The following is a 17,388-nucleotide window of genomic DNA, read 5'->3' on the forward strand; positions in this document are numbered from 1 at the left end:
GACTAAAGCTCCTTCAGGAAATTGCGCATGGCTTCGTGGAAGTCAGACACATACCGGGCCCGGTTTTCAGCCTTCGGTGTAATCTCTGCGAAATGTGCGCCGGGGATGAGCTCGCCAATGGCGCGTGCGTAGGAAAGTGGATGGATGAGATCCCTTTCATGACCGATGACAAGTGTCGGAATCTGGAGAGCGCGAACCTCCTCTTCCGTCACTCCAGGCCCGTCGTTTGATATGGCGGTCAGCAGTGCTGCAGTGACCTCGATTGGCTGACGTGCGAAGAAGCCCATCAGGGAGGTCAGATTGTCCGGAGCCTCGCCGGCGAGACGCTGCCCTGTTTCACCGGCGATGAAGGCAGCCTTTGCGGCTTCCGGGTCGAGTCTTTTTAGCAGGCGTCCGACTTCAGCGTTCGGCGCCATATTCGCCGGCGCGCGGGCAGTTACCCAGGCAGGCCTGGCGACGACCAGAGCTTTGACGAGGTCCGGACGTTTGACGGCGAGACGCAGCGAAATCGCCGCGCCCATCGAAATCCCGCCAACCACCACAGGGCACCCGAGCTCCTGCTCGATGAAATCACTGATATCATCGGTGAACGTGGCGATTGACAGCTTACCAGGATCACTGGCCTGCGATGAGCCATGGCCGCGGGACTCGATCGTGATGCGCTGAAAGCCGCTCCCGGATGGAAAGGCTTCGCGGGTCTGGCCGGCATCGCCGCACAATCCGTGCTGGAAGATAACCGCAGGACCATAGTCTGTCGTGTCGACGTTGAGCTTTGTGCCGTCCTTTGTCGTGAAGGTCCTGATGTCGGTCATCTCTGGGCTCCGACACCATTCTTGAGCTTCGCTGTGAGGAAAGCCTCAACACCTTCAGCTTCATTGGCCGAAAGCCCGTGGGTGATCAGGCTGCCGCCAAAGCCGATCGACGTCAGGCTGCGCAGATAATGGCCATAATCGAGCACGCCCTTGCCGGCGGTCGCAAACCGACCGTCTCTCGTGCGGTCCTTAGCATGCGCCATGACGATCCGATCAGCGAGCAGATCGATCGCCGAGGAGATGATCATACGCTGCTCACCGAGTGTCTCGACCTCGAAGAGGTTGGCTGGATCCATGACGATCTTGATGCGCGGGCTCTTGAGCTCGTCGATCAGCCGGCGGGCCTTGGTGGCCGAATTGACAACGTTGGCGAGCTCCGGCTCGATGCCGAGATCGACATTGTAGCGGTCGGCAATCTCGATGGCCGTCTCCATTGCGCCAAGCAGATCGCGCCATGCCTCGGGCGAGTTATTGTCGGGGTGCTCCTTCCACTGGTCGATTGGATCGCGTGTGCCCGTGCACAATGTGATGAGACCAGTGGACATCGTGGCGCAATGTTGGGCCAGCACCGCCAGTCTACGATGACCGTCCTCGCGGGTAGAAAGGTCGGGATGGATCATGTTGTAGGTGCCGGAAATAGCGACGATCTCAACGCCGGTCTTTTCGGCCGCCTCCGCAACCGACCGGGCTTCAGCCGCCGTAATCTCATCCGGCATGGAGGGGAGGCCCGAACACGCCATGTTATACTGCGCGCAGGTGTAGCCGGCTTTAGCGACGGATTTCAGAACGGTAGCGGGATCCGTTCCTTCGAAGGTCTTGGCGAAGATGCCGAGCTTCATCACACGCCGCCCTCGACATCGGCGAGTGGGACGGTCTTTCCGCTTTCGACGGACCGGGCAATGGCAACCATGGCCTGGACGGAAGCCAGGCCATCATCGATGTCGGCGCCTTCCATGGGTGTGCTGTCCAGAATGGTGCGCGCAAAACCCTCGACCTGGCGGCGATAGAAGTGGCCATCCGCCCCCAGCACGCGATGGGTGGCGCCATCGGCTTCGCGGAAAATATCGACTTCGCTCGTCTTGTAGTACCAGGGATTATAGGTCTTTCCGAGAATGCTGCCGTTCTTGCCGTAGATCTGGAAGCCCTCGTGCCAGTCCATGCGGACCTGCACGGTCAGATCGAGGTGACCGAGCGTGCCCGAGGCGAATTCGACGTCGACGAACCAGCACCAGATACCCGCACGCTCCGAAAGCCGCGCGTTGACCGAAACGATATCGCCGGCAAAATAGCGCGCGGTGTCGATCAGATGGCAACCATGCGCGAGCATGTAATAGCGCCTGAGATCAGCCTTCGGATTTTCCGATGGCTTCTTCGCCTTGGCGCTGGAAACGATGAGCGGCTGAACGGCGTCCGTCATCGGATACCGGTATGTACTGTCGCAATACCAAGCCTTTAGACCAATTACCTCACCCATTTCATTAACGATGAAGGACTTTGCCGCTTGCAGGCCGGCGTCGAAGCGTTTCATGTGACCGACCTGGAAGACCTTGCCGGATTTCTCGACGGCTGCCTTCAACTGCAGGCACTCTTCGACGGTTATGCCAACCGGCTTCTCGCAGAGCACATGCTTACCGGCCTCCAGCGCGCGGAGCGAGGCGGGTACGTGGAAGGCGTCGGCCGTGGCGATGATGACCGCATCGAGATTCGGATCGGCGAGCATCTTGTCGTACTTGCTGTAGGTCCTTTCAGCGCCATGCGTGATCGCCATGCGCTCGCGCAGATCGTCGGCGACATCGCAGATGGCATAAAGATCAGCATTGACCGCCTTTGTGCAGCTTTCAAAATGCGCCGCCTGGGCGATCTGCCCGGCGCCGAGGACGCCCACGCGAAGGCGCCGTTCCTGTTTTGCTGGCATCTGACGTTTCCTTATTTCTGCAATTAGAGAGCAACACCGGTTGGCGTCGAAGATAACAGCTTTCGAGAGATCGGCTGCATGACGATACCGACGGCCCATCACTGCGGCGGAATGACGCCCTTGCGCAGGATGATACTGCCGTAGAAGCGTCGCTCACCGGTCACAACGACCGTATGGGCGGCACGCACGCGATCCTTAAAGTCGTCTGGTTCGACAGCGGTCAATTCTACCGGCTTGCCCTGGGTCTTCTGAAGGTTCTCGCTGTAATCTTCGAAGACCGGCAGGATCTTGGTCGGGTCGTTTTCGGCGATCATGCGCCACGCCACCTCGGGCTCCTGTTCCTCCAGAGGGAAGATGCCAAGAATGGCTTCAAGCGCATGCGGACCCGATACGCCGTCGAGGCGGATGAGCCTGTCGTCACCGGCGTCGCATGGGAAATTTGCATCGACGACGGCGATGTCGTGGCGATGACCCATCGCGCGAAGTGCGTAAAGCAGTTCGGGGGACAGGATCGGATCAATGAGCTTCAGCATGGGGTTCCTCCGTTTGGTGGTTTATTTGCGTTTGTATTATACAAATACAAATTTGCTGTCAAAGGGATTTGAGGCCAAAACCGAATTACACTGATGGCAGTTCGGGAATGTCGAAAAGGCTTTCGCGCAACAGCGCGGCAGCGCCGATCGCAGCACCGTCGCCACCGAAGCGGGCGACCGATATCGGCGGCACCTGGAAGCCGTGAACGAGGTTGTCAACAAGCAATTGCTCGACGCGGGCGGAGACCTTTGGATAGAGAACGGCGAGGGGGCCGCCAAGCACGATCGTCTTCGGATCGAGGATATGGATCAGGTTGAGGACGCCGGTAGCGAGCGCAAGCGCCCATTCGGCAAGTGCGTCTTCAAACGCCGGAGAACTGTCGCGCGTAGCGAGTTTCGCCAATCCCTCGGGGATGGGAATGTCCTGGTCGATGAAGGGCAGAAATTTCTGATAGCCGGCAAGAATTTCAAATGTATGGGTCGCGGCCATTCCAGGTTGGCTGCCCATCACCATGTGACCGACTTCACCACCCAGACCGTGAGCGCCCTCTACGACGCGGCCCTGCCGCAGGTGCGCGCTGCCGATACCCTGTGCAAGGAGGAGCAGAAGAACATCCCCGAGATCACCTTCGGCAGCATCCGCCGCGACGGCACTCGCAAGGGCAACGGCGTCATTGCAGATATGGACCTTCAACGAAGGCTGCATTGCCTCCGACAGGGCGGCAACAACGTCCACGTCCTGCCAGTTCAGCCAGGGCGCCGAGATGATCTTGCCGTCGCGCACGATGCCAGGAACGGAAATACAGACACCTCGCACCCGGGACGCGCGCACCTTGGATATCTCGATAAGCTCCTTGGGCAGGCACGCCAGCAGATCGATCACGCGTTCCGGTGCGTGATAACGGTCCGCGATCGACACGATCCTTTTGGCGATCACACGCATCGAAAAGTCGATTAGAACCGCGTTGATTTCCGCCGAGGAAATGTCGAGGCCGATGAAATAGGCGCCACCCGGATTGAGCGACACCAGCGCGCCGGGTCGGCCCGCACCACTCGCCTCCGCGCTCTCGTTGAGATCGATGACGAGTTTTTCGGCGAGAAGTTGCTTGATGGAGTTGCCGACCGTCGCCCGCGTCACGTTCAATTCGCGCGCAATATCGGCACGCGACAAGGCAGCGTCCCTGCGCAGGACGCGCAGGCAACGCACCGCATTCATGTGTCGTAAGACACTGTTCGTCGTCAATATTCCTCCCAGGGACACCATGTGCCGATCAGGAGCTATTGGGGAATGCCAGCAGGCCTTTCGAATCGGTGCAGGCAATAATCCCTGACGAAGTACCAGATGCCCGTCCGCAAGCAAAGATTGGCATCAAGCACAGTGTCACGCGACCGACCATCCCCCGTCGACCAGCAGGTTGGCGCCCGTGACAAGAGCTGCGGCCGGCGAGGCGAGGTAGACGACTGCGCCGACGACGTCGTCGGTATCGCCAATCCGTCCCAACGGAATATGGCCAACAGTGCGATCATAGAAATCCTGATCGGCAAGCACCGGTCGCGTGGAATCCGTCCAGATGAAGGTTGGCGACACGGTATTGACCGTGATGCCATGCTGCGCCCACTCGGCGGCAAGGCAGCGTGTCAAATGGTTGATGGCGGCCTTGCTCATGCAATAGATCGCCTCTCCGCGCAGCGTTACAGTTCCGGCCTGTGAGCTGATATTGATGATGCGGCCGCTCTTTTTCTCGATCATGTGGCGGGCAACCGCCTGGGTGACGAGGAATGTGCCTTTGATATTGACGTTCAGAATCTGGTCGACATCTTTTTCCTCGACGAGTTCCGCAAGATTGCCGGGCGCAACGCCGACATTGTTGACCAGAATGTCTATTTTGCCGAACGCCTGAATAGACTGGGCAACCGCTTCGGAAATCTGTCGGCTATCGGAAATATCCATGGTGACCGCAAAGACTCTGCGGCCGGTCGTTTCCAGCTCGGCAACGAGATCCGCAGCCGCCTCAACGTTGCGAACGCCAACGATCACGTCGGCGCCTGCGGCCGCGCAGGCCAGTGCACATGCCCGTCCAATACCGCGGGCGGCACCGGTGACGAGCACGACCTTACCTTCGAGGCTGAAATTTGGTGCTTTTACGGTCATTTGTTCGATCCACTTCGCTTTCTACATCACGCCGTTGCGGCGGCAAATCGCGCCGGCTTGCGGCCGAGGATTATCATTTCAAGGGCATCGTCCTGGGTCAGGTCGCGTGTCGGGTAAGAGCCGACAACCTTTCCCGCCTTCATCACGATGATCCGATCAGACAGCGCGAAGACATCGTGCATGTCATGGCTGATTAGGAAAATGCCCAGGCCTTGCTTTTTGAGCTCTTGAATCAGAAGGCCGACGTTTTTCGTCTCCTCCGGTCCAAGGGCTGCGGTCGGTTCGTCCATGATCAGGATTCGAGCGTTGAAATGCAACGCTCGGGCAATTGTCACAGCCTGGCGCTGACCACCCGACATCGATCGCACCGAAGCATTCAGTGAGGGAATTCTCAGTCGCATCCGCTCAATCGTCTGGCGGGCTCCATGCTCCATCGCTTCGGTATCGAGAAATCCGAAGCGATCGGTCTGTTCGCGGCCGAGGAAGAGATTGGAGACTGCATCAAGATTGTCAGCCAGCGCAAGCGTCTGATGGATCGTCTCGATGCCAAGCTCCTGGGCATCGTGAGGTGAGTGAATTTCGACCTTCTTGCCATCGATACGGATTTCACCACTGTCGGTGGGAAAGACCCCGGACAGCATCTTGATGAAGGTCGACTTGCCAGCGCCATTGTGGCCGAGCAGGGCGACGACCTCACCAGGCATCAGCGACACGCTGACATTTTCCACTGCGTGAACGCCGCCAAAGGCCTTGCTAACGTTATGCGCTTCGAGCAATGGGATTGTCATGATGGCCTCCTTTCGCGCCACATCGTATCGATCCAGACGGCGAGAACGAGGACGCCGGCAAGGACCATGCTCTGCAAGGGGCTGGCAATGCCGAGCAACACCATCGCGCTCTGAAGGCTCTGCATGATCAGCGCGCCCACGCATCCGCCGAGGATCGTCCCGGCACCGCCTGCAAGCGACGTGCCGCCAATGACAGCTGCGGCAATCACATAGAGCTCCATCATCGTGCCTGCACCGCTGGCGGCGGCGTTCAGCCGGGCCGTGAGGACAATCGAGGCGAGCCCTGACAGGAACCCCATCAGGACAAAAACCTTGAGAACGACGTGTTGCGTGTTGATGCCGGTCAGGCGGGCACTCTGCGGATCGCCACCGACGGCAAATACGTGACGTCCAAACCTGTGTCTCCTGGCAAGAACGGTCATGAGCGCCGTGACCGCAATGAGGATGAGAACCGGGAAGGCGAGACCCATCGCTTCATCCGTTCCCGGTCGCTTGTAGCTGTTCATGACTGCAGCCAAGCCGAACGCGCAGAGGCACCAGAGCGCGGCAGAGATCAGATCGAATGCCTGCAGCGGGTTCTGGATGCCGAGCTTCTTCTTGCGTTGATATTTACGCATCAGGCTGAAGGCGATGTAGGCCGCTACGGCACCAGCAGCTGTCCAGCTGAGCGGCCCGCCGAGCACGCCGTTCTGTCCGCCGCCGAGGACCTGAAACGTATCGCTGAGAGGCGCGATCGTCGTCCCGTCGTTGAGTTCATAGGCGGCGTTTCGAAGGAAGAGCAGACCACCCAATGTCACTACAAAGGAGGGGATACGCGCGTAGGCGACGAGCGCTCCTTGGATCAGCCCGATCACCATTCCGCCCGCCAGCATGACGAGGCTCGCGAGCCACCAGGCATGCATGCTTCCGGGAAGCCACGTGCTCTGGACGAGGCCGCCAAGCACACCCAGAAAGCCGACTTGCGAGCCGACCGACAGGTCAATGTGGCGTGTCACGATCACCAGGATCATGCCTGACGCCATGATGGCAACGACGGACACCTGGAGCGACAGGTTGAAGAGATTGCGGGGCGACAGGAAAACCCCGCCGGTGAGAGCGTTGGCGCAGAGCCAGATCAAGGCAAGGACTATGACCATCGCCAGAAGGCGCGTGTCCCGACCGCCACCCCCGGCCGCTTGTAGCAGCCGAGGGAGGAGCCTTGTGGAGTTGAGTGCAGTCTGAAGGACAGGTGTCATGGCGGAACTCCTGCTGGGGCTGCTTATTCGCAGGCCTTGGGCGGATTCTTGGTCACGCTGTTGCAAAGAACATCCTTGGAGATCCAGCCGGACTTGACGACGAGGTCGAGATTGTCCCGCGTGATCGCCACGGGATCGAGGATGATCGAGGGCTGGGAGGCGCCAGACTCCGTCTTGACGGCCTTGACGCCGGTCACGGCGTCGATCTTGGCACCTTGGATGATTTCGACGGCTGCTTTTGCTGCGACATCACCAAGCGCGTTCGCATCCTTCCAGACGGTCATAGTCTGCTCACCCTTGGCAATACGGTTGAGTACGTTCTTGTCGCCATCTTGGCCGGAAATGCCGACCTTGCCCAAGAGATCCTGGCTGGAAAGTGCGGCGGCCACGCCATTCGCGATGCTGTCGTTCATGGCGAGCACCGCATCGACCTTGTTGTCGTTTGCCGTCAGCACCTGCTCCATCAGCGCCTCGGCGACATCGGGCTTCCACTGTTCGACATTTTGTTGGGCGACGATCTTTATGTCGCCCTTGTCTACGGCCGCCTGGATCGCCTGCATCTGGCCGCTCTTGAAGACCTGCTGGATGGTCTGGGCCGGATCGCCGTCCATGGCAACCCAGTTGCCCTTCGGTACGGCCTTCAAGAGCGCTTCGCCCATCACCCGGCCGACCGCCACGTTATCGAAGCTTGCATAGAGAACGTCACCCGTATCGATCGGTGCATCATAGGCGATGACGGCGATGTTACTGCGTTTCGCCTCGTCAATAGCAGGAATGATTGCCTTGGCGTCCTGCGCAACGATGATCAGAACCTTCACGCCGCGGGCAATCAGGCTTTCGATGTCGGCGGCCTGCTTTTGCGGATCGCCCTGGGCGTCGATGCCAACATAGGATACTCCCGCCTTGTCGAAGACCGTCTTCATGGCGGCTTCGTCGATTTTCCAGCGTTCGTCCTGGAAGTAGCGCCAGCTGACGCCAACCGTATCCTGCGCGGCGGCAGCGCCCGCCATAAGTGCGACTGCCGAAATGGCACCTGCGAGCATCTTCGTGAACTTCGACATGAATTCCTCCCTCTTGAAAATTGTGGCACGTCCAACCGCGTTGGCCGGCCCAAAGCGCAGCCTCCCGCCGCGCTATTTATATTTGTTTAAAGCAAATACATATTGAAGTCAATCCGACCGATCGGACTGCCTCTCCGGAGCGCGATGACGAGCTGCAAGCAATTTGTTCGGAGGAGAGGGAGGGCGGACGCGGGTTATCCCGCGCCCGTCTTGTTGATCTCAGATCAGGCCGCATCCGTCGCCTTGCCTACATCAGGGGCGAACATATCGCGCATCCTGGCGCGATAGTGGTCTTCCGAGGTGGACCAGCGAAGCTCGGCAAGCATCTTGCTGTCGGCGCCGGCCAGATAGCGAAGCCGGGTGCCTTCGTCGGTCGCAGCGAGATAGGCGGCTTCGGCAACTTCCGTTTCGGTGCAATATGCGGTCGGGTAATTTGCCATCTTTTCGAAGTAGGCCTGCGCGAAAGCGCCGTAATCGGCAGGGATCAGACCCTGCATGCGCTCACCGCCATTGGCGGTGAAACGGGTGGTCGGTGCGTAGCCCGGCTCGACCAGCCGCGCCTTGATATTGAACTGCTCCAGTTCATAGGACAGTGAGTCCGTGTAACCCTCGACCGCGAACTTGCTGGCCGCATAGACCGCAACGAGCGGCATAACGCCGATTGTCACGCTCGAGGTGACGTTGATAATGGTGCCATGGCCTTGGTTTCGCATCTGCGGGATGATCGCACGGCAGACACTGAAAACCCCGAAGGTATTTGTATCGAAAACTTCGCGGATCGTATTGTCGGGCGTCGCCTCGACGGCGGATGCCATGCCGATCCCGGCATTGTTGATCAGCACGTCGATCGAGCCGAACAACGCCACGCTGTCGAAAAGCGCCTTCTCGATCGTCTCGGGCTTTGTGATGTCGAGAGGCAGCACCTTCAGCCTGTCGGATGGAGAAGGAAACACCGTAGGATTCGGACGGCGCATTGTCGCAACGACATTCCATCCGCGTTGAAGAAAGAGTTCCGCCGTCGCCTTGCCGTAACCGGACGATGTACCCGTGATCAGGACTGTCTTTGTCATTTGCATCTCCGTTCATTGATGTCTGGAGATTATGTTTGATTGGCGGGACTATGAATAATTTAAGGTCCATAAAGCATTATGGATCGTCCACCATTTCACCGGAAAGCAGTGCCAATTTCGCTCATCGAGCATGCAGCTCTATCCTGCCGGCAAAGTGCGATCCATAATGAAGGGCATAGGATATATTACGGATCGTACCATTGGACGCTTTGACGGATGTGATTCAGCTGCTGAGGCCCAAGACAGTCCTGATGGGCAGCATGGCAGCTTTCGGGGGCTGGGGCATTAAGGTTCCGCCCCAACCGGGGCCCATGCTCTATTTCGTGATGGAGGGAAGCGCCCTGTTTCGCGCCGGCGAAGGCGAAACCACCGGTTTGAGCGCCGGTGACTTCGTCCTGTCAGGCAATCCGATCGCGGATTCATTCTTCAGCAGACCCGGCGAGAAGATTGTTCTTTCCGACGACGACTTCAAAGCCCGACATCTGGCCGATGGCGAGATTATAATCGGCAATGTCGGCGAAGGAAGTGCCACCAGGATCGTCGGTGGCTGCATCCTGTGCGACCCGACCAACGCCGACCTCTTGTCCGAGCTCTTGCCCCGGCTTGTGCATGTCAAGGTGGGAGAGGGGATCGGCGCCCGGCTTGGTGGCCTGATTTCCTATATCCGCGACGAAGCGGAAAACGCGCGCGTCGGTAGCGATCTCATCCTGTCCAGATTGCTCGAAGTGCTGTTGATTGAAACCCTTCGCAGGGAGGCTTCCAGGCTGCTTCACCCTGGCATGCTGCGAGGGCTTTCGGATCCCCAACTTGCCCGGGCGATCGGTGACATTCATTCGGATGTACGGCGTGGCTGGACAATCGCTGACTTGGCGCAACGGGCCGGAATGTCGCGCTCGGCCTTTGCGCGGAGATTCTCGGAAGCGGTGGGGCTCGCGCCCGTTGAATATCTTTTGCGCTGGCGAATGGCCGTCGCCAAGGACGCTTTGCGTTACTCCCGCTGCAGTCTGGAGGAGATTGCCGAGAAGGTCGGCTATCGTTCCGCCAGTGCGTTCAGCACCGCATTCAGCCAGAGGGTCGGTTGCCCGCCGAGCGAATATGCGAAGATGTCGCTTGCGACATGAGCCACGGCGCTTCGTATTGGCCGCCCGATTGACAGGCGGCCGCATCTTCGGGGCAGGTTAGGGCAGAGTATGTCCTGCAGCTCGGAACAGCCGATACCATTCCTCGCGGGTCAGTGAGACAGAAGAACCGGCCGCGGCTTCGACGACACGTTCCGGCTTCGTAGTGCCGAGGACGACCTGGATCTTTGCCGGATGACGGGTGATCCAGGCGACGGCAATACCCGTCGGCGTGACGCCATAGGCCTTCGCGAGTTCGTCGATGGCGTCGTTCAGATCGGCGAAATTTTCACGGTCGCCGAGGAAGACACCGTCGAAGAAGCCCTTCTGGAACGGCGACCAGGCCTGCAGCATCATGCCGTTGATGCGGGAATAATCGAGCAGGCCGTTGTCGCGATCGATCGATTGATCAAGCCCGGCCATATTGGCGGCAACGCCCGATGCGATCAGCGGCGCATGGGTGATGCTGAGCTGCACCTGATTGACGATGAGCGGTTGCGTGACCGCGGTCTTGAGTAGTTCGACCTGGCCAGGCGTATGGTTGGAAACGCCGAAATGGCGGACCTTGCCGGCAGATTTGAGCGTGTCGAAGGCTGCTGCGACTTCCTCGGGTTCGACAAGCGTGTCTGGGCGATGCAGCAGAAGGACGTCCATATAGTCAGTCTTCAACGCTGCGAGCGACTGATCCACCGAGGCCAGAATATGCTCGGCAGAGAAATCGAAGAATCCCTTGCGAATGCCGACCTTGCTCTGGATGATAAGCCTCTCGCGTTCGGCGGCGGTGAGTGAAATCGCCTCGCCGAAACGAGCCTCGCAGCGATGCGGAGCACCGCCATAAATGTCCGCATGGTCGATAAAGGTCACGCCGGCATCGCGTGCGCCGCCGACCAGCTGCTGGATTTCGCCATTGCTCATATTGGCGATCCGCATCATTCCGAGGATGATGCTCGACACGTCGAGGTCGGTCTGCGGAAGCCTATAGAATTTCATGATGAATACCTCAGGGGTTGCGAAATAACTAAATGGTTATCCGCTTATTACGGGAACGGCGGCCGCGTGGCTAGCCGGAGCTGTTGCTGTCAACGACCGATGGCGTCGAGAATTCGCAGATGTCGGCTTCGGATTCCGCCGCTCCCTTTGGACGAAACTCCCATGATAGGCTAGAGATCGCCGTGGTCCAGCAAGGACATCGGCTGTCAAATTGGAGGAAATCTGCGTGGCGGATCAAGCAAAACTGGCGGCATCCCGCCGGGCTGCACAACGGGTGACCCTGCGCACTGTGGCGAAGTCGCTCGGCCTTTCCGTCACGACCGTCAGCCGCGCCTTGAAGGATGGCCCCGAGGTCAACCGGGAGACGATCGACCTTGTCAAAAAAGCCGCGTCCGATCTCGGTTACCGACCGAACCTCGGCGGCATCAATCTGAGAACAGGCAAGACACATGCCGTCGGCGTCATCATGCCGTTCCATCGGGAGGGCGAGATGAATATCGTGGTAGCCTCACTGATCGAGGGCTTCTGCGGCGCAATGAAACAACATGGCTACCGCACGACGGTCGCCCCACAGTTTCAGGCTGACGACCCGCTGACAACCGTCCGGGATCTTGTCGAGGAGGGGACCGTCGATGGTCTCATCCTTACTCATACGAGGCCTCAGGACGATCGGGTGAAATATCTGCTGGAAGTCGGCATGCCCTTCGTCACCTTCGGCCGCACCGAGCTGCTCAGCAAACATCCGAGCATCGATATCGACCACGAGGAGATCGGCGCGGCTGCGGCGGCGCGACTGCTCGATGCCGGACACAAGGCGCCGCTGCTGGTCGCGCCCTCCAGCCAGTTCACTTACAGCCTGCAATTCATCAAGGGCTGGACAGCTGAGTTCAACCGTAGGAACCTGACTGTTCCTGACGAGCGGATGTTCTTCACCGCAACCACGCCTGATAGCGGCAAGAAGATTGCCGTGGATGCGCTTGTCAAATATCCCCAGGTCACGAGCGCCTTCGTGGCAAGCGACGAGGCAGCCCTCGGCTTCGTTTCCGCTCTGGCCGATCTTGGGCGAAAGGTCGGCGAGGATTTTTCCATCGTGACCTATTCCGGCAGTCGTCTCCACGATTTCTACAATCCGCCGCTCAGTACCTATTATTTTCCAAATTTCATCATCGGACAGCGTCTGAGCGATCTCCTCTACAGGTCGATGCAGGGCGAGCCGGCATCCGGCCTGAGCGAGATTGTCCGCGCCAGTTTTGTCGAACGCCGCAGTGAATTCAGCCTGCGCTAAAAATCCCTCAGAAATATTGCGCGAGTCAAGTCATTCGTAACGTTACGAATTCGTCTTTTCCTACCGCAATGCGGCAAAAGTTCGTTGAGGGAGACGTTGACAGTATAAGCTTTGCCATGCATTCGTAACGTTACGAATTGACTTTTGGGCGGGTTGGAGCGCTCCAAAGGGAAGACAAAGACGCTACGACAATGATGGGAGGACGGCGTGGGTGCTCAAGCACTTTTTTTCGGTTCGCCAATTTGGACGTTCAACTGGAATCCGCCTTATGCGGCGCCTCTGCGCCGGCTGGCGGCCACCGGTTGCAAGGGTTTCGAGCTCACTGCATGGTCGGTCGACATGCTCGGCTATTACACCGACGAGACGATCCGCGAACTCAAGTCGATCGCTGATGGTGAAGGGCTGACGCTGACCAACTTCTTCTACAATCTGCCGTTTTCGCGTGATGATAACGCACCGGTCTCTCGCGTAGACCTAGATGCTTATAAACGCGGCGTCGAGCTGGCGGCAAAGATCGGCACGCCGATCATGACAAGCATGACGCCTTATCCTTTCCAATCGGATATCAGGCCGATCCTGCAGCGGCCGACGGCCCAGGAATGGTCGGCTGTCGTGAAGCCCGAATGGGATTGGGCGGAGGAATATGAGGTCGTCGTCGAAGGTTTCGCGGCAGCCTGCGCCATTGCCGCTGATGCCGGGCTGCGTGTCGCCATCGAGCCGCATCCCTATCGCTGGGTTAGCTCAGGTCAGGGAATGCTGCGGTTGATCGAGCGCACGGGCGCTCCCAATCTGGGGCTCAATTTCGATCCAAGCCATCTCTTTCCTGCCGGTGACATGCCACATTACGTGGTGCTGTCGCTTGGAGACCGGATCTACAACACGCATTTCTCCGACAATGAAGGGCACACCAATGCCCACTGGCGCCCCGGCCGTGGCAAGATCGACTGGAAGGCGATTTTCGCGGCCTTGCGAACGATCGGCTATTCCGGACCGATCACTCTGGAGCTCGAGGATGCACCGGGCGCATCGCACTGGACCCATTTCCGGGAAGCCACGCCGGAATTCGATTCCGAAATGAAACGCGGCATCCGCTACCTGCGCGACTGCGCTGCCGAACTCGACATCATCATCGCCTGAGGAACACAAATGAGCGGGAACAGCCCCATGAAGGTCGGCATCGTCGGTGCCGGGAATATCAGCGCCACCTATGTCGCGACGCTGCATATGTTCGATTTCATTCGCGTGAAGTCGATCTATGATCTCTACCAAGAGCCCGCGCGCAAGCTTGCCGAGCAGTTCGGCGTCCAGTCGGTGTCGCTCGATTCAATGCTCGCCGACCCCGAAATCGGCCTCATCATCAACTTGACCACGCCGACCGCTCACTATTCGATCAGCAAGAAGGCGCTGCTTGCCGGCAAACACGTCTACTCCGAAAAGCCGCTCGGGGTTTCCATGGAAGAAGCCGAGGAACTGATGGCCCTTGCCCGCGCTGGCGATCTGCGGCTCGGCTGCGCGCCCGATACTTTCCTTGGCGGCGGTCATCAGCTGACGCGGCGTCTCTACGATGAAGGCCGCATCGGCACGGCGATTTCCGCAACCGCCATGCTGCTTCTGCCTGGTCACGAGCATTGGCATCCCAATCCGGCCTTCTTCTACGGTCGCGGCGGCGGGCCGATGCTCGATGTCGGCCCCTATTACGTCACCAATCTGATTGCTCTTCTCGGGCCGGTTCGCGAAGTCTTCGGCGCTGCCAAGGTCACCCGCATAGAGCGGACTGTGAAGACGCAGCCACGTTTCGGCGAGACGATCAAGGTGCTGACGCCGACGCATCTGACCGGCGTCATGGAGTTCCATAGCGGAGCGACGGTGACGATCGCCACGAGCTTTGACGTCATCAAACACAAGCACAACCAGATCGAAATCTACGGTTCCAAGGGCTCGATGGTAACGCCGGACCCGAACAACTTTACGGGCAAGGTCGAGATCTTCGCCGAGGGAAATGAGGCCTGGGAGGAGGTGGCGGTCGACCATCCCTATGTCGAAGGCGTTCCCGGTCACCTCGGCCTGAGAGGACTGGGTGCTGCCGAGATGGTGGATTCATTGCGTTCCGGCAGGCCACATCGCGTCTCGTCGGAACTCGCTTTTCATGCGCTCGAGGTGATGACCGCCTTTGAACGGTCTGCCCAGTCGAAACGCCCGGTTGCCATCCGCAGCAGCTGCGGGCGCCCAGATCCGATCCCGAAGCATTTGAAGGAAGGCAGGTTCACGTAGGGCTCCTCCCGGCCGGTCGGGCGATGCGCGAATGCACCGTCCGCCGAGGGAGAGGCCTTAGGCCGCTAGACGTCTATCGCTGTTTCGGGTTTGCCACCGTCTTCTGAGCCGAACGTTTTGGTGCAGGCTTCTCTGTGGCGAGCCCCGCCGCTGGCGCCGCGGGCGTTGCGGATCGGATATCGCTGGTGATCGATTGCGCTGCCGCGATCACCGCCTGTTTGATGTCTGCTACGCGCTTTTCGTCGACGCCTGTGACGAAAGGAACGCTGACAGCTGCAATGACGGTGTCCTGATGATCCCTGACCGGCGCTGCGATTGCGTGAACGCCGGACATCTGCTCGCCCATGTCCCGCGCCCAATTCTGCTTGCGGATCTGCGCAAGCTCTTCAAGCATCTGCTTGGGATCGGTAATCGTCTGGTTGGTGAAGCGCTCGAGCTTGGTCAGGCGCCGCTCGATGTCCTCCTGCAGTGAAAAGGCAAGCAGGATCTTGCCGGCGGCACCTGCATGAAACGGCAGGCGCTGGCCGGCCGTCGCCGATAGCGCATATTGGCCATGCCCCTGCGCCGAGGCGACAACCAGAATATTGTCGCCCGATGGTAGCGTCAGCTTGCTGCCTTCACCCAGAAGCTCGGAGATCTTGTTGAGATGCGGCTGCGCGATCGCCAGCAGGTCGTAACTCGCAACGGTCGGCGCGACATGGGCCGCAAGTGTCAGGAGGCGGCGGCCAAGCGTATAGCTTCCCGCTGGCGAGCGATGCACGAAATCGTAGGCGCTCAGCGTGTTGAGCATCCGGTAGACGGTGGTGCGTGACAGCCGTACCGCTTTGACCACGTCGCGGATCGTCGCGCCTTCCGGCGTTCGTTCCAGAAGCGCGAACACCTCCACCATCTGCTCGATGACGGGGATACGATATTTCTGCGCGGCGTCTTCACTAATGTCGGTCATTGAAAATCCTGCTAGGCCCATCAGGCAATGCTTCGCCTTCCATAAGCAATGCGTGGAGTTCACGCAATCGCGGCTCCTTTCGATTGACTCCGGCACGCGAATGCCGATAAATTCTTACGTGAACTTATATCAGTTCAAATACGAAACGTCACGTCGATTTATTCCGCACGCGGCGTTCCGAAAAGATGCCGGATCGGGAGGTTCGGCGAGTGGCTGCGCCAGTACGCGCCGTGAAACGGAAAGACGGAGGAGGATGCAATGAAGAGTGTGAAATCGATCGGACACGTGGCCGTCAGTGTGAAGAACATCGACAGCTCGCTCGACTTCTATGTCAACAAGCTCGGCTTCGACGAAATGTTCCGACTGGAGCGCGACGGCCGCCTGTGGATCGTTTATCTCAGGATCACCGACACGCAGTTCATCGAGCTGTTTCCGGAAGGTGTCGGCGACAGCGCGCCGCCTTTTGCCAATGTCGGCTATAACCATCTTTGCCTCGAAGTCGAGAATATCGACGAGGCGATCGCTGATATCACCAGCCGCGGCGTTGTCCTGACGGCTGAAAAGAAGCTCGGCGTCGACAACAACTATCAGGCCTGGATCGCCGACCCTGAAGGCAACCGCATCGAACTGATGCAGCTTGGCACAGATGCGATGCAGACGGCAGCCGTTCGCCGCATCAATGGACGGGGCTGAGCCATGGATCTTTTCAATCATCTCGGCCATATCGCATTGCGCGTCAACGACCTCGACAAGTCGCTGGCCTTTTATCAGAAGCTCGGCTTTCGCGAGATGACGCGCCTGCTCAACGATCAGGGCGAGGCATGGATCGTCTATCTGCGCATCAACGATGATCAATACCTCGAGCTTTTCCCGAAGGGCGTGAAGAGGCCGGAATCCGGCCCTGACGTCATCGGCATCTTCCATATCTGCCTCACCGTCGAAGATATCGACAAGACGTTCGAAGAGCTTGCGAAAGTTGGCATCCAGCCCAGCAAGCCAAGGCCGACCAAGCTCGGCATCGACGGTAATCGCGGCGCTTGGATCGAGGATCCCGATGGCACGCAGATCGAGGTCATGGAGATGGCGCCGGATTGCATTCAGCGGCAGGCCATCAAAAGACTGCATAAAGAATCAGTCTGAACCAACTGTTTCTGCGGTAGTGGCAAATAACGAGAGAGAACCCGGCAGTCACCTGCCGGGTTCTTTCGTTGC

Annotated in this window: 18 protein-coding genes; 6 read left to right on the top strand and 12 right to left on the bottom strand. The window is 59.0% G+C overall.

Translation table 11 applies throughout. The features are described from left to right. Positions 1–2: 2 nt before the first annotated feature. The 10 genes from AB4Z13_RS29365 to AB4Z13_RS29410 all read right to left on the bottom strand — a co-directional run bounded on the left by AB4Z13_RS29365 (position 3) and on the right by AB4Z13_RS29410 (position 9,566). The gene (locus tag AB4Z13_RS29365; RefSeq protein WP_442207462.1) at positions 3–812 is read right to left on the bottom strand and encodes an alpha/beta fold hydrolase; all 810 of its coding nucleotides are present in this window, start codon (positions 810–812) and stop codon (positions 3–5) included. Continuing rightward, positions 809–1,651 (bottom strand): sugar phosphate isomerase/epimerase family protein, encoded by an 843-nt coding sequence (locus AB4Z13_RS29370; RefSeq protein ID WP_442207463.1) that lies wholly within the window; start codon positions 1,649–1,651, stop codon positions 809–811. Before AB4Z13_RS29370 ends, AB4Z13_RS29365 begins: the two co-directional genes overlap by 4 nt. Further along, a complete protein-coding gene (locus AB4Z13_RS29375; protein WP_442207464.1) occupies positions 1,651–2,727 on the bottom strand; it encodes a Gfo/Idh/MocA family protein in 1,077 nt (358 codons plus the stop codon). The genes AB4Z13_RS29370 and AB4Z13_RS29375 overlap by 1 nt, the downstream gene beginning before the upstream one ends. A 98-nt stretch (positions 2,728–2,825) precedes the next feature. Further along, the gene (locus tag AB4Z13_RS29380; protein WP_442207465.1) at positions 2,826–3,260 is read right to left on the bottom strand and encodes an RbsD/FucU family protein; all 435 of its coding nucleotides are present in this window, start codon (positions 3,258–3,260) and stop codon (positions 2,826–2,828) included. Positions 3,261–3,345: 85 nt separating this feature from the next. After that, complete coding sequence (locus AB4Z13_RS29385) at positions 3,346–4,503, bottom strand: ROK family protein (protein WP_442207466.1); 1,158 nt, start codon at positions 4,501–4,503, stop codon at positions 3,346–3,348. A 138-nt stretch (positions 4,504–4,641) separates the two neighbouring features. Beyond that, complete coding sequence (locus tag AB4Z13_RS29390; protein ID WP_442207467.1) at positions 4,642–5,412, bottom strand: SDR family NAD(P)-dependent oxidoreductase; 771 nt, start codon at positions 5,410–5,412, stop codon at positions 4,642–4,644. A gap of 26 nt (positions 5,413–5,438) precedes the next feature. After that, entirely contained in the window at positions 5,439–6,200 is a 762-nt protein-coding gene (locus AB4Z13_RS29395) for an ATP-binding cassette domain-containing protein (protein ID WP_442207468.1), read from the bottom strand. Continuing rightward, on the bottom strand, positions 6,197–7,435 hold the full coding sequence (locus AB4Z13_RS29400; protein ID WP_442207469.1) for a sugar ABC transporter permease: 1,239 nt from the start codon (positions 7,433–7,435) through the stop codon (positions 6,197–6,199). Before AB4Z13_RS29400 ends, AB4Z13_RS29395 begins: the two co-directional genes overlap by 4 nt. A gap of 23 nt (positions 7,436–7,458) precedes the next feature. Continuing rightward, complete coding sequence (locus AB4Z13_RS29405) at positions 7,459–8,496, bottom strand: substrate-binding domain-containing protein (RefSeq protein WP_442207470.1); 1,038 nt, start codon at positions 8,494–8,496, stop codon at positions 7,459–7,461. A 224-nt stretch (positions 8,497–8,720) separates the two neighbouring features. After that, positions 8,721–9,566, bottom strand: coding sequence for an SDR family oxidoreductase (locus tag AB4Z13_RS29410; RefSeq protein WP_442207471.1), 846 nt, complete (start codon positions 9,564–9,566; stop codon positions 8,721–8,723). Between the two features lie 251 nt (positions 9,567–9,817). Between AB4Z13_RS29410 and AB4Z13_RS29415 the strand changes: the two genes are divergently transcribed. Then, positions 9,818–10,687: an AraC family transcriptional regulator gene (locus tag AB4Z13_RS29415; RefSeq protein ID WP_442207472.1), complete on the top strand. Its 870-nt coding sequence runs from the start codon at positions 9,818–9,820 to the stop codon at positions 10,685–10,687. A gap of 57 nt (positions 10,688–10,744) precedes the next feature. Here the strand turns inward: AB4Z13_RS29415 and AB4Z13_RS29420 are convergent, their stop codons facing one another. Then, entirely contained in the window at positions 10,745–11,674 is a 930-nt protein-coding gene (locus AB4Z13_RS29420; RefSeq protein ID WP_442207473.1) for an aldo/keto reductase, read from the bottom strand. 226 nt (positions 11,675–11,900) lie between these two features. Here AB4Z13_RS29420 and AB4Z13_RS29425 point away from each other — a divergent pair, with 226 nt between their 5' ends. The 3 genes from AB4Z13_RS29425 to AB4Z13_RS29435 all read left to right on the top strand — a co-directional run bounded on the left by AB4Z13_RS29425 (position 11,901) and on the right by AB4Z13_RS29435 (position 15,230). Further along, positions 11,901–12,959, top strand: a complete 1,059-nt coding sequence (locus AB4Z13_RS29425; RefSeq protein WP_442207474.1) for a substrate-binding domain-containing protein — start codon at positions 11,901–11,903, stop codon at positions 12,957–12,959. Between the two features lie 207 nt (positions 12,960–13,166). Beyond that, positions 13,167–14,096: a sugar phosphate isomerase/epimerase family protein gene (locus AB4Z13_RS29430; RefSeq protein WP_113321694.1), complete on the top strand. Its 930-nt coding sequence runs from the start codon at positions 13,167–13,169 to the stop codon at positions 14,094–14,096. A gap of 9 nt (positions 14,097–14,105) precedes the next feature. Beyond that, positions 14,106–15,230: a Gfo/Idh/MocA family protein gene (locus tag AB4Z13_RS29435; protein WP_442207475.1), complete on the top strand. Its 1,125-nt coding sequence runs from the start codon at positions 14,106–14,108 to the stop codon at positions 15,228–15,230. A 73-nt stretch (positions 15,231–15,303) separates the two neighbouring features. Here the strand turns inward: AB4Z13_RS29435 and AB4Z13_RS29440 are convergent, their stop codons facing one another. After that, on the bottom strand, positions 15,304–16,176 hold the full coding sequence (locus AB4Z13_RS29440; protein WP_442207476.1) for an IclR family transcriptional regulator: 873 nt from the start codon (positions 16,174–16,176) through the stop codon (positions 15,304–15,306). A gap of 258 nt (positions 16,177–16,434) precedes the next feature. Between AB4Z13_RS29440 and AB4Z13_RS29445 the strand changes: the two genes are divergently transcribed. Both AB4Z13_RS29445 and AB4Z13_RS29450 read left to right on the top strand, forming a co-directional pair. Then, a complete protein-coding gene (locus AB4Z13_RS29445) occupies positions 16,435–16,869 on the top strand; it encodes a VOC family protein (RefSeq protein WP_310389007.1) in 435 nt (144 codons plus the stop codon). A 3-nt stretch (positions 16,870–16,872) separates the two neighbouring features. Next, positions 16,873–17,316 (top strand): VOC family protein, encoded by a 444-nt coding sequence (locus tag AB4Z13_RS29450; RefSeq protein ID WP_442207477.1) that lies wholly within the window; start codon positions 16,873–16,875, stop codon positions 17,314–17,316. Positions 17,317–17,388: the final 72 nt, after the last annotated feature.

It is taken from the genome of Rhizobium sp. YAF28, from assembly GCF_052113285.1.
Classification (GTDB): domain Bacteria; phylum Pseudomonadota; class Alphaproteobacteria; order Rhizobiales; family Rhizobiaceae; genus Rhizobium.

Bases quoted from the DNA above. Each gene is read 5' to 3' on its own strand.
- AB4Z13_RS29365 (WP_442207462.1), bottom strand. From the start codon at position 812: ATGACCGACATCAGGACCTTCACGACAAAGGACGGCACAAAGCTCAAC.
- AB4Z13_RS29370 (WP_442207463.1), bottom strand. From the start codon at position 1,651: ATGAAGCTCGGCATCTTCGCCAAGACCTTCGAAGGAACGGATCCCGCT.
- AB4Z13_RS29375 (WP_442207464.1), bottom strand. From the start codon at position 2,727: ATGCCAGCAAAACAGGAACGGCGCCTTCGCGTGGGCGTCCTCGGCGCC.
- AB4Z13_RS29380 (WP_442207465.1), bottom strand. From the start codon at position 3,260: ATGCTGAAGCTCATTGATCCGATCCTGTCCCCCGAACTGCTTTACGCA.
- AB4Z13_RS29390 (WP_442207467.1), bottom strand. From the start codon at position 5,412: ATGACCGTAAAAGCACCAAATTTCAGCCTCGAAGGTAAGGTCGTGCTC.
- AB4Z13_RS29395 (WP_442207468.1), bottom strand. From the start codon at position 6,200: ATGACAATCCCATTGCTCGAAGCGCATAACGTTAGCAAGGCCTTTGGC.
- AB4Z13_RS29400 (WP_442207469.1), bottom strand. From the start codon at position 7,435: ATGACACCTGTCCTTCAGACTGCACTCAACTCCACAAGGCTCCTCCCT.
- AB4Z13_RS29405 (WP_442207470.1), bottom strand. From the start codon at position 8,496: ATGTCGAAGTTCACGAAGATGCTCGCAGGTGCCATTTCGGCAGTCGCA.
- AB4Z13_RS29410 (WP_442207471.1), bottom strand. From the start codon at position 9,566: ATGACAAAGACAGTCCTGATCACGGGTACATCGTCCGGTTACGGCAAG.
- AB4Z13_RS29415 (WP_442207472.1), top strand. From the start codon at position 9,818: ATGGGCAGCATGGCAGCTTTCGGGGGCTGGGGCATTAAGGTTCCGCCC.
- AB4Z13_RS29420 (WP_442207473.1), bottom strand. From the start codon at position 11,674: ATGAAATTCTATAGGCTTCCGCAGACCGACCTCGACGTGTCGAGCATC.
- AB4Z13_RS29435 (WP_442207475.1), top strand. From the start codon at position 14,106: ATGAGCGGGAACAGCCCCATGAAGGTCGGCATCGTCGGTGCCGGGAAT.
- AB4Z13_RS29440 (WP_442207476.1), bottom strand. From the start codon at position 16,176: ATGACCGACATTAGTGAAGACGCCGCGCAGAAATATCGTATCCCCGTC.
- AB4Z13_RS29445 (WP_310389007.1), top strand. From the start codon at position 16,435: ATGAAGAGTGTGAAATCGATCGGACACGTGGCCGTCAGTGTGAAGAAC.
- AB4Z13_RS29450 (WP_442207477.1), top strand. From the start codon at position 16,873: ATGGATCTTTTCAATCATCTCGGCCATATCGCATTGCGCGTCAACGAC.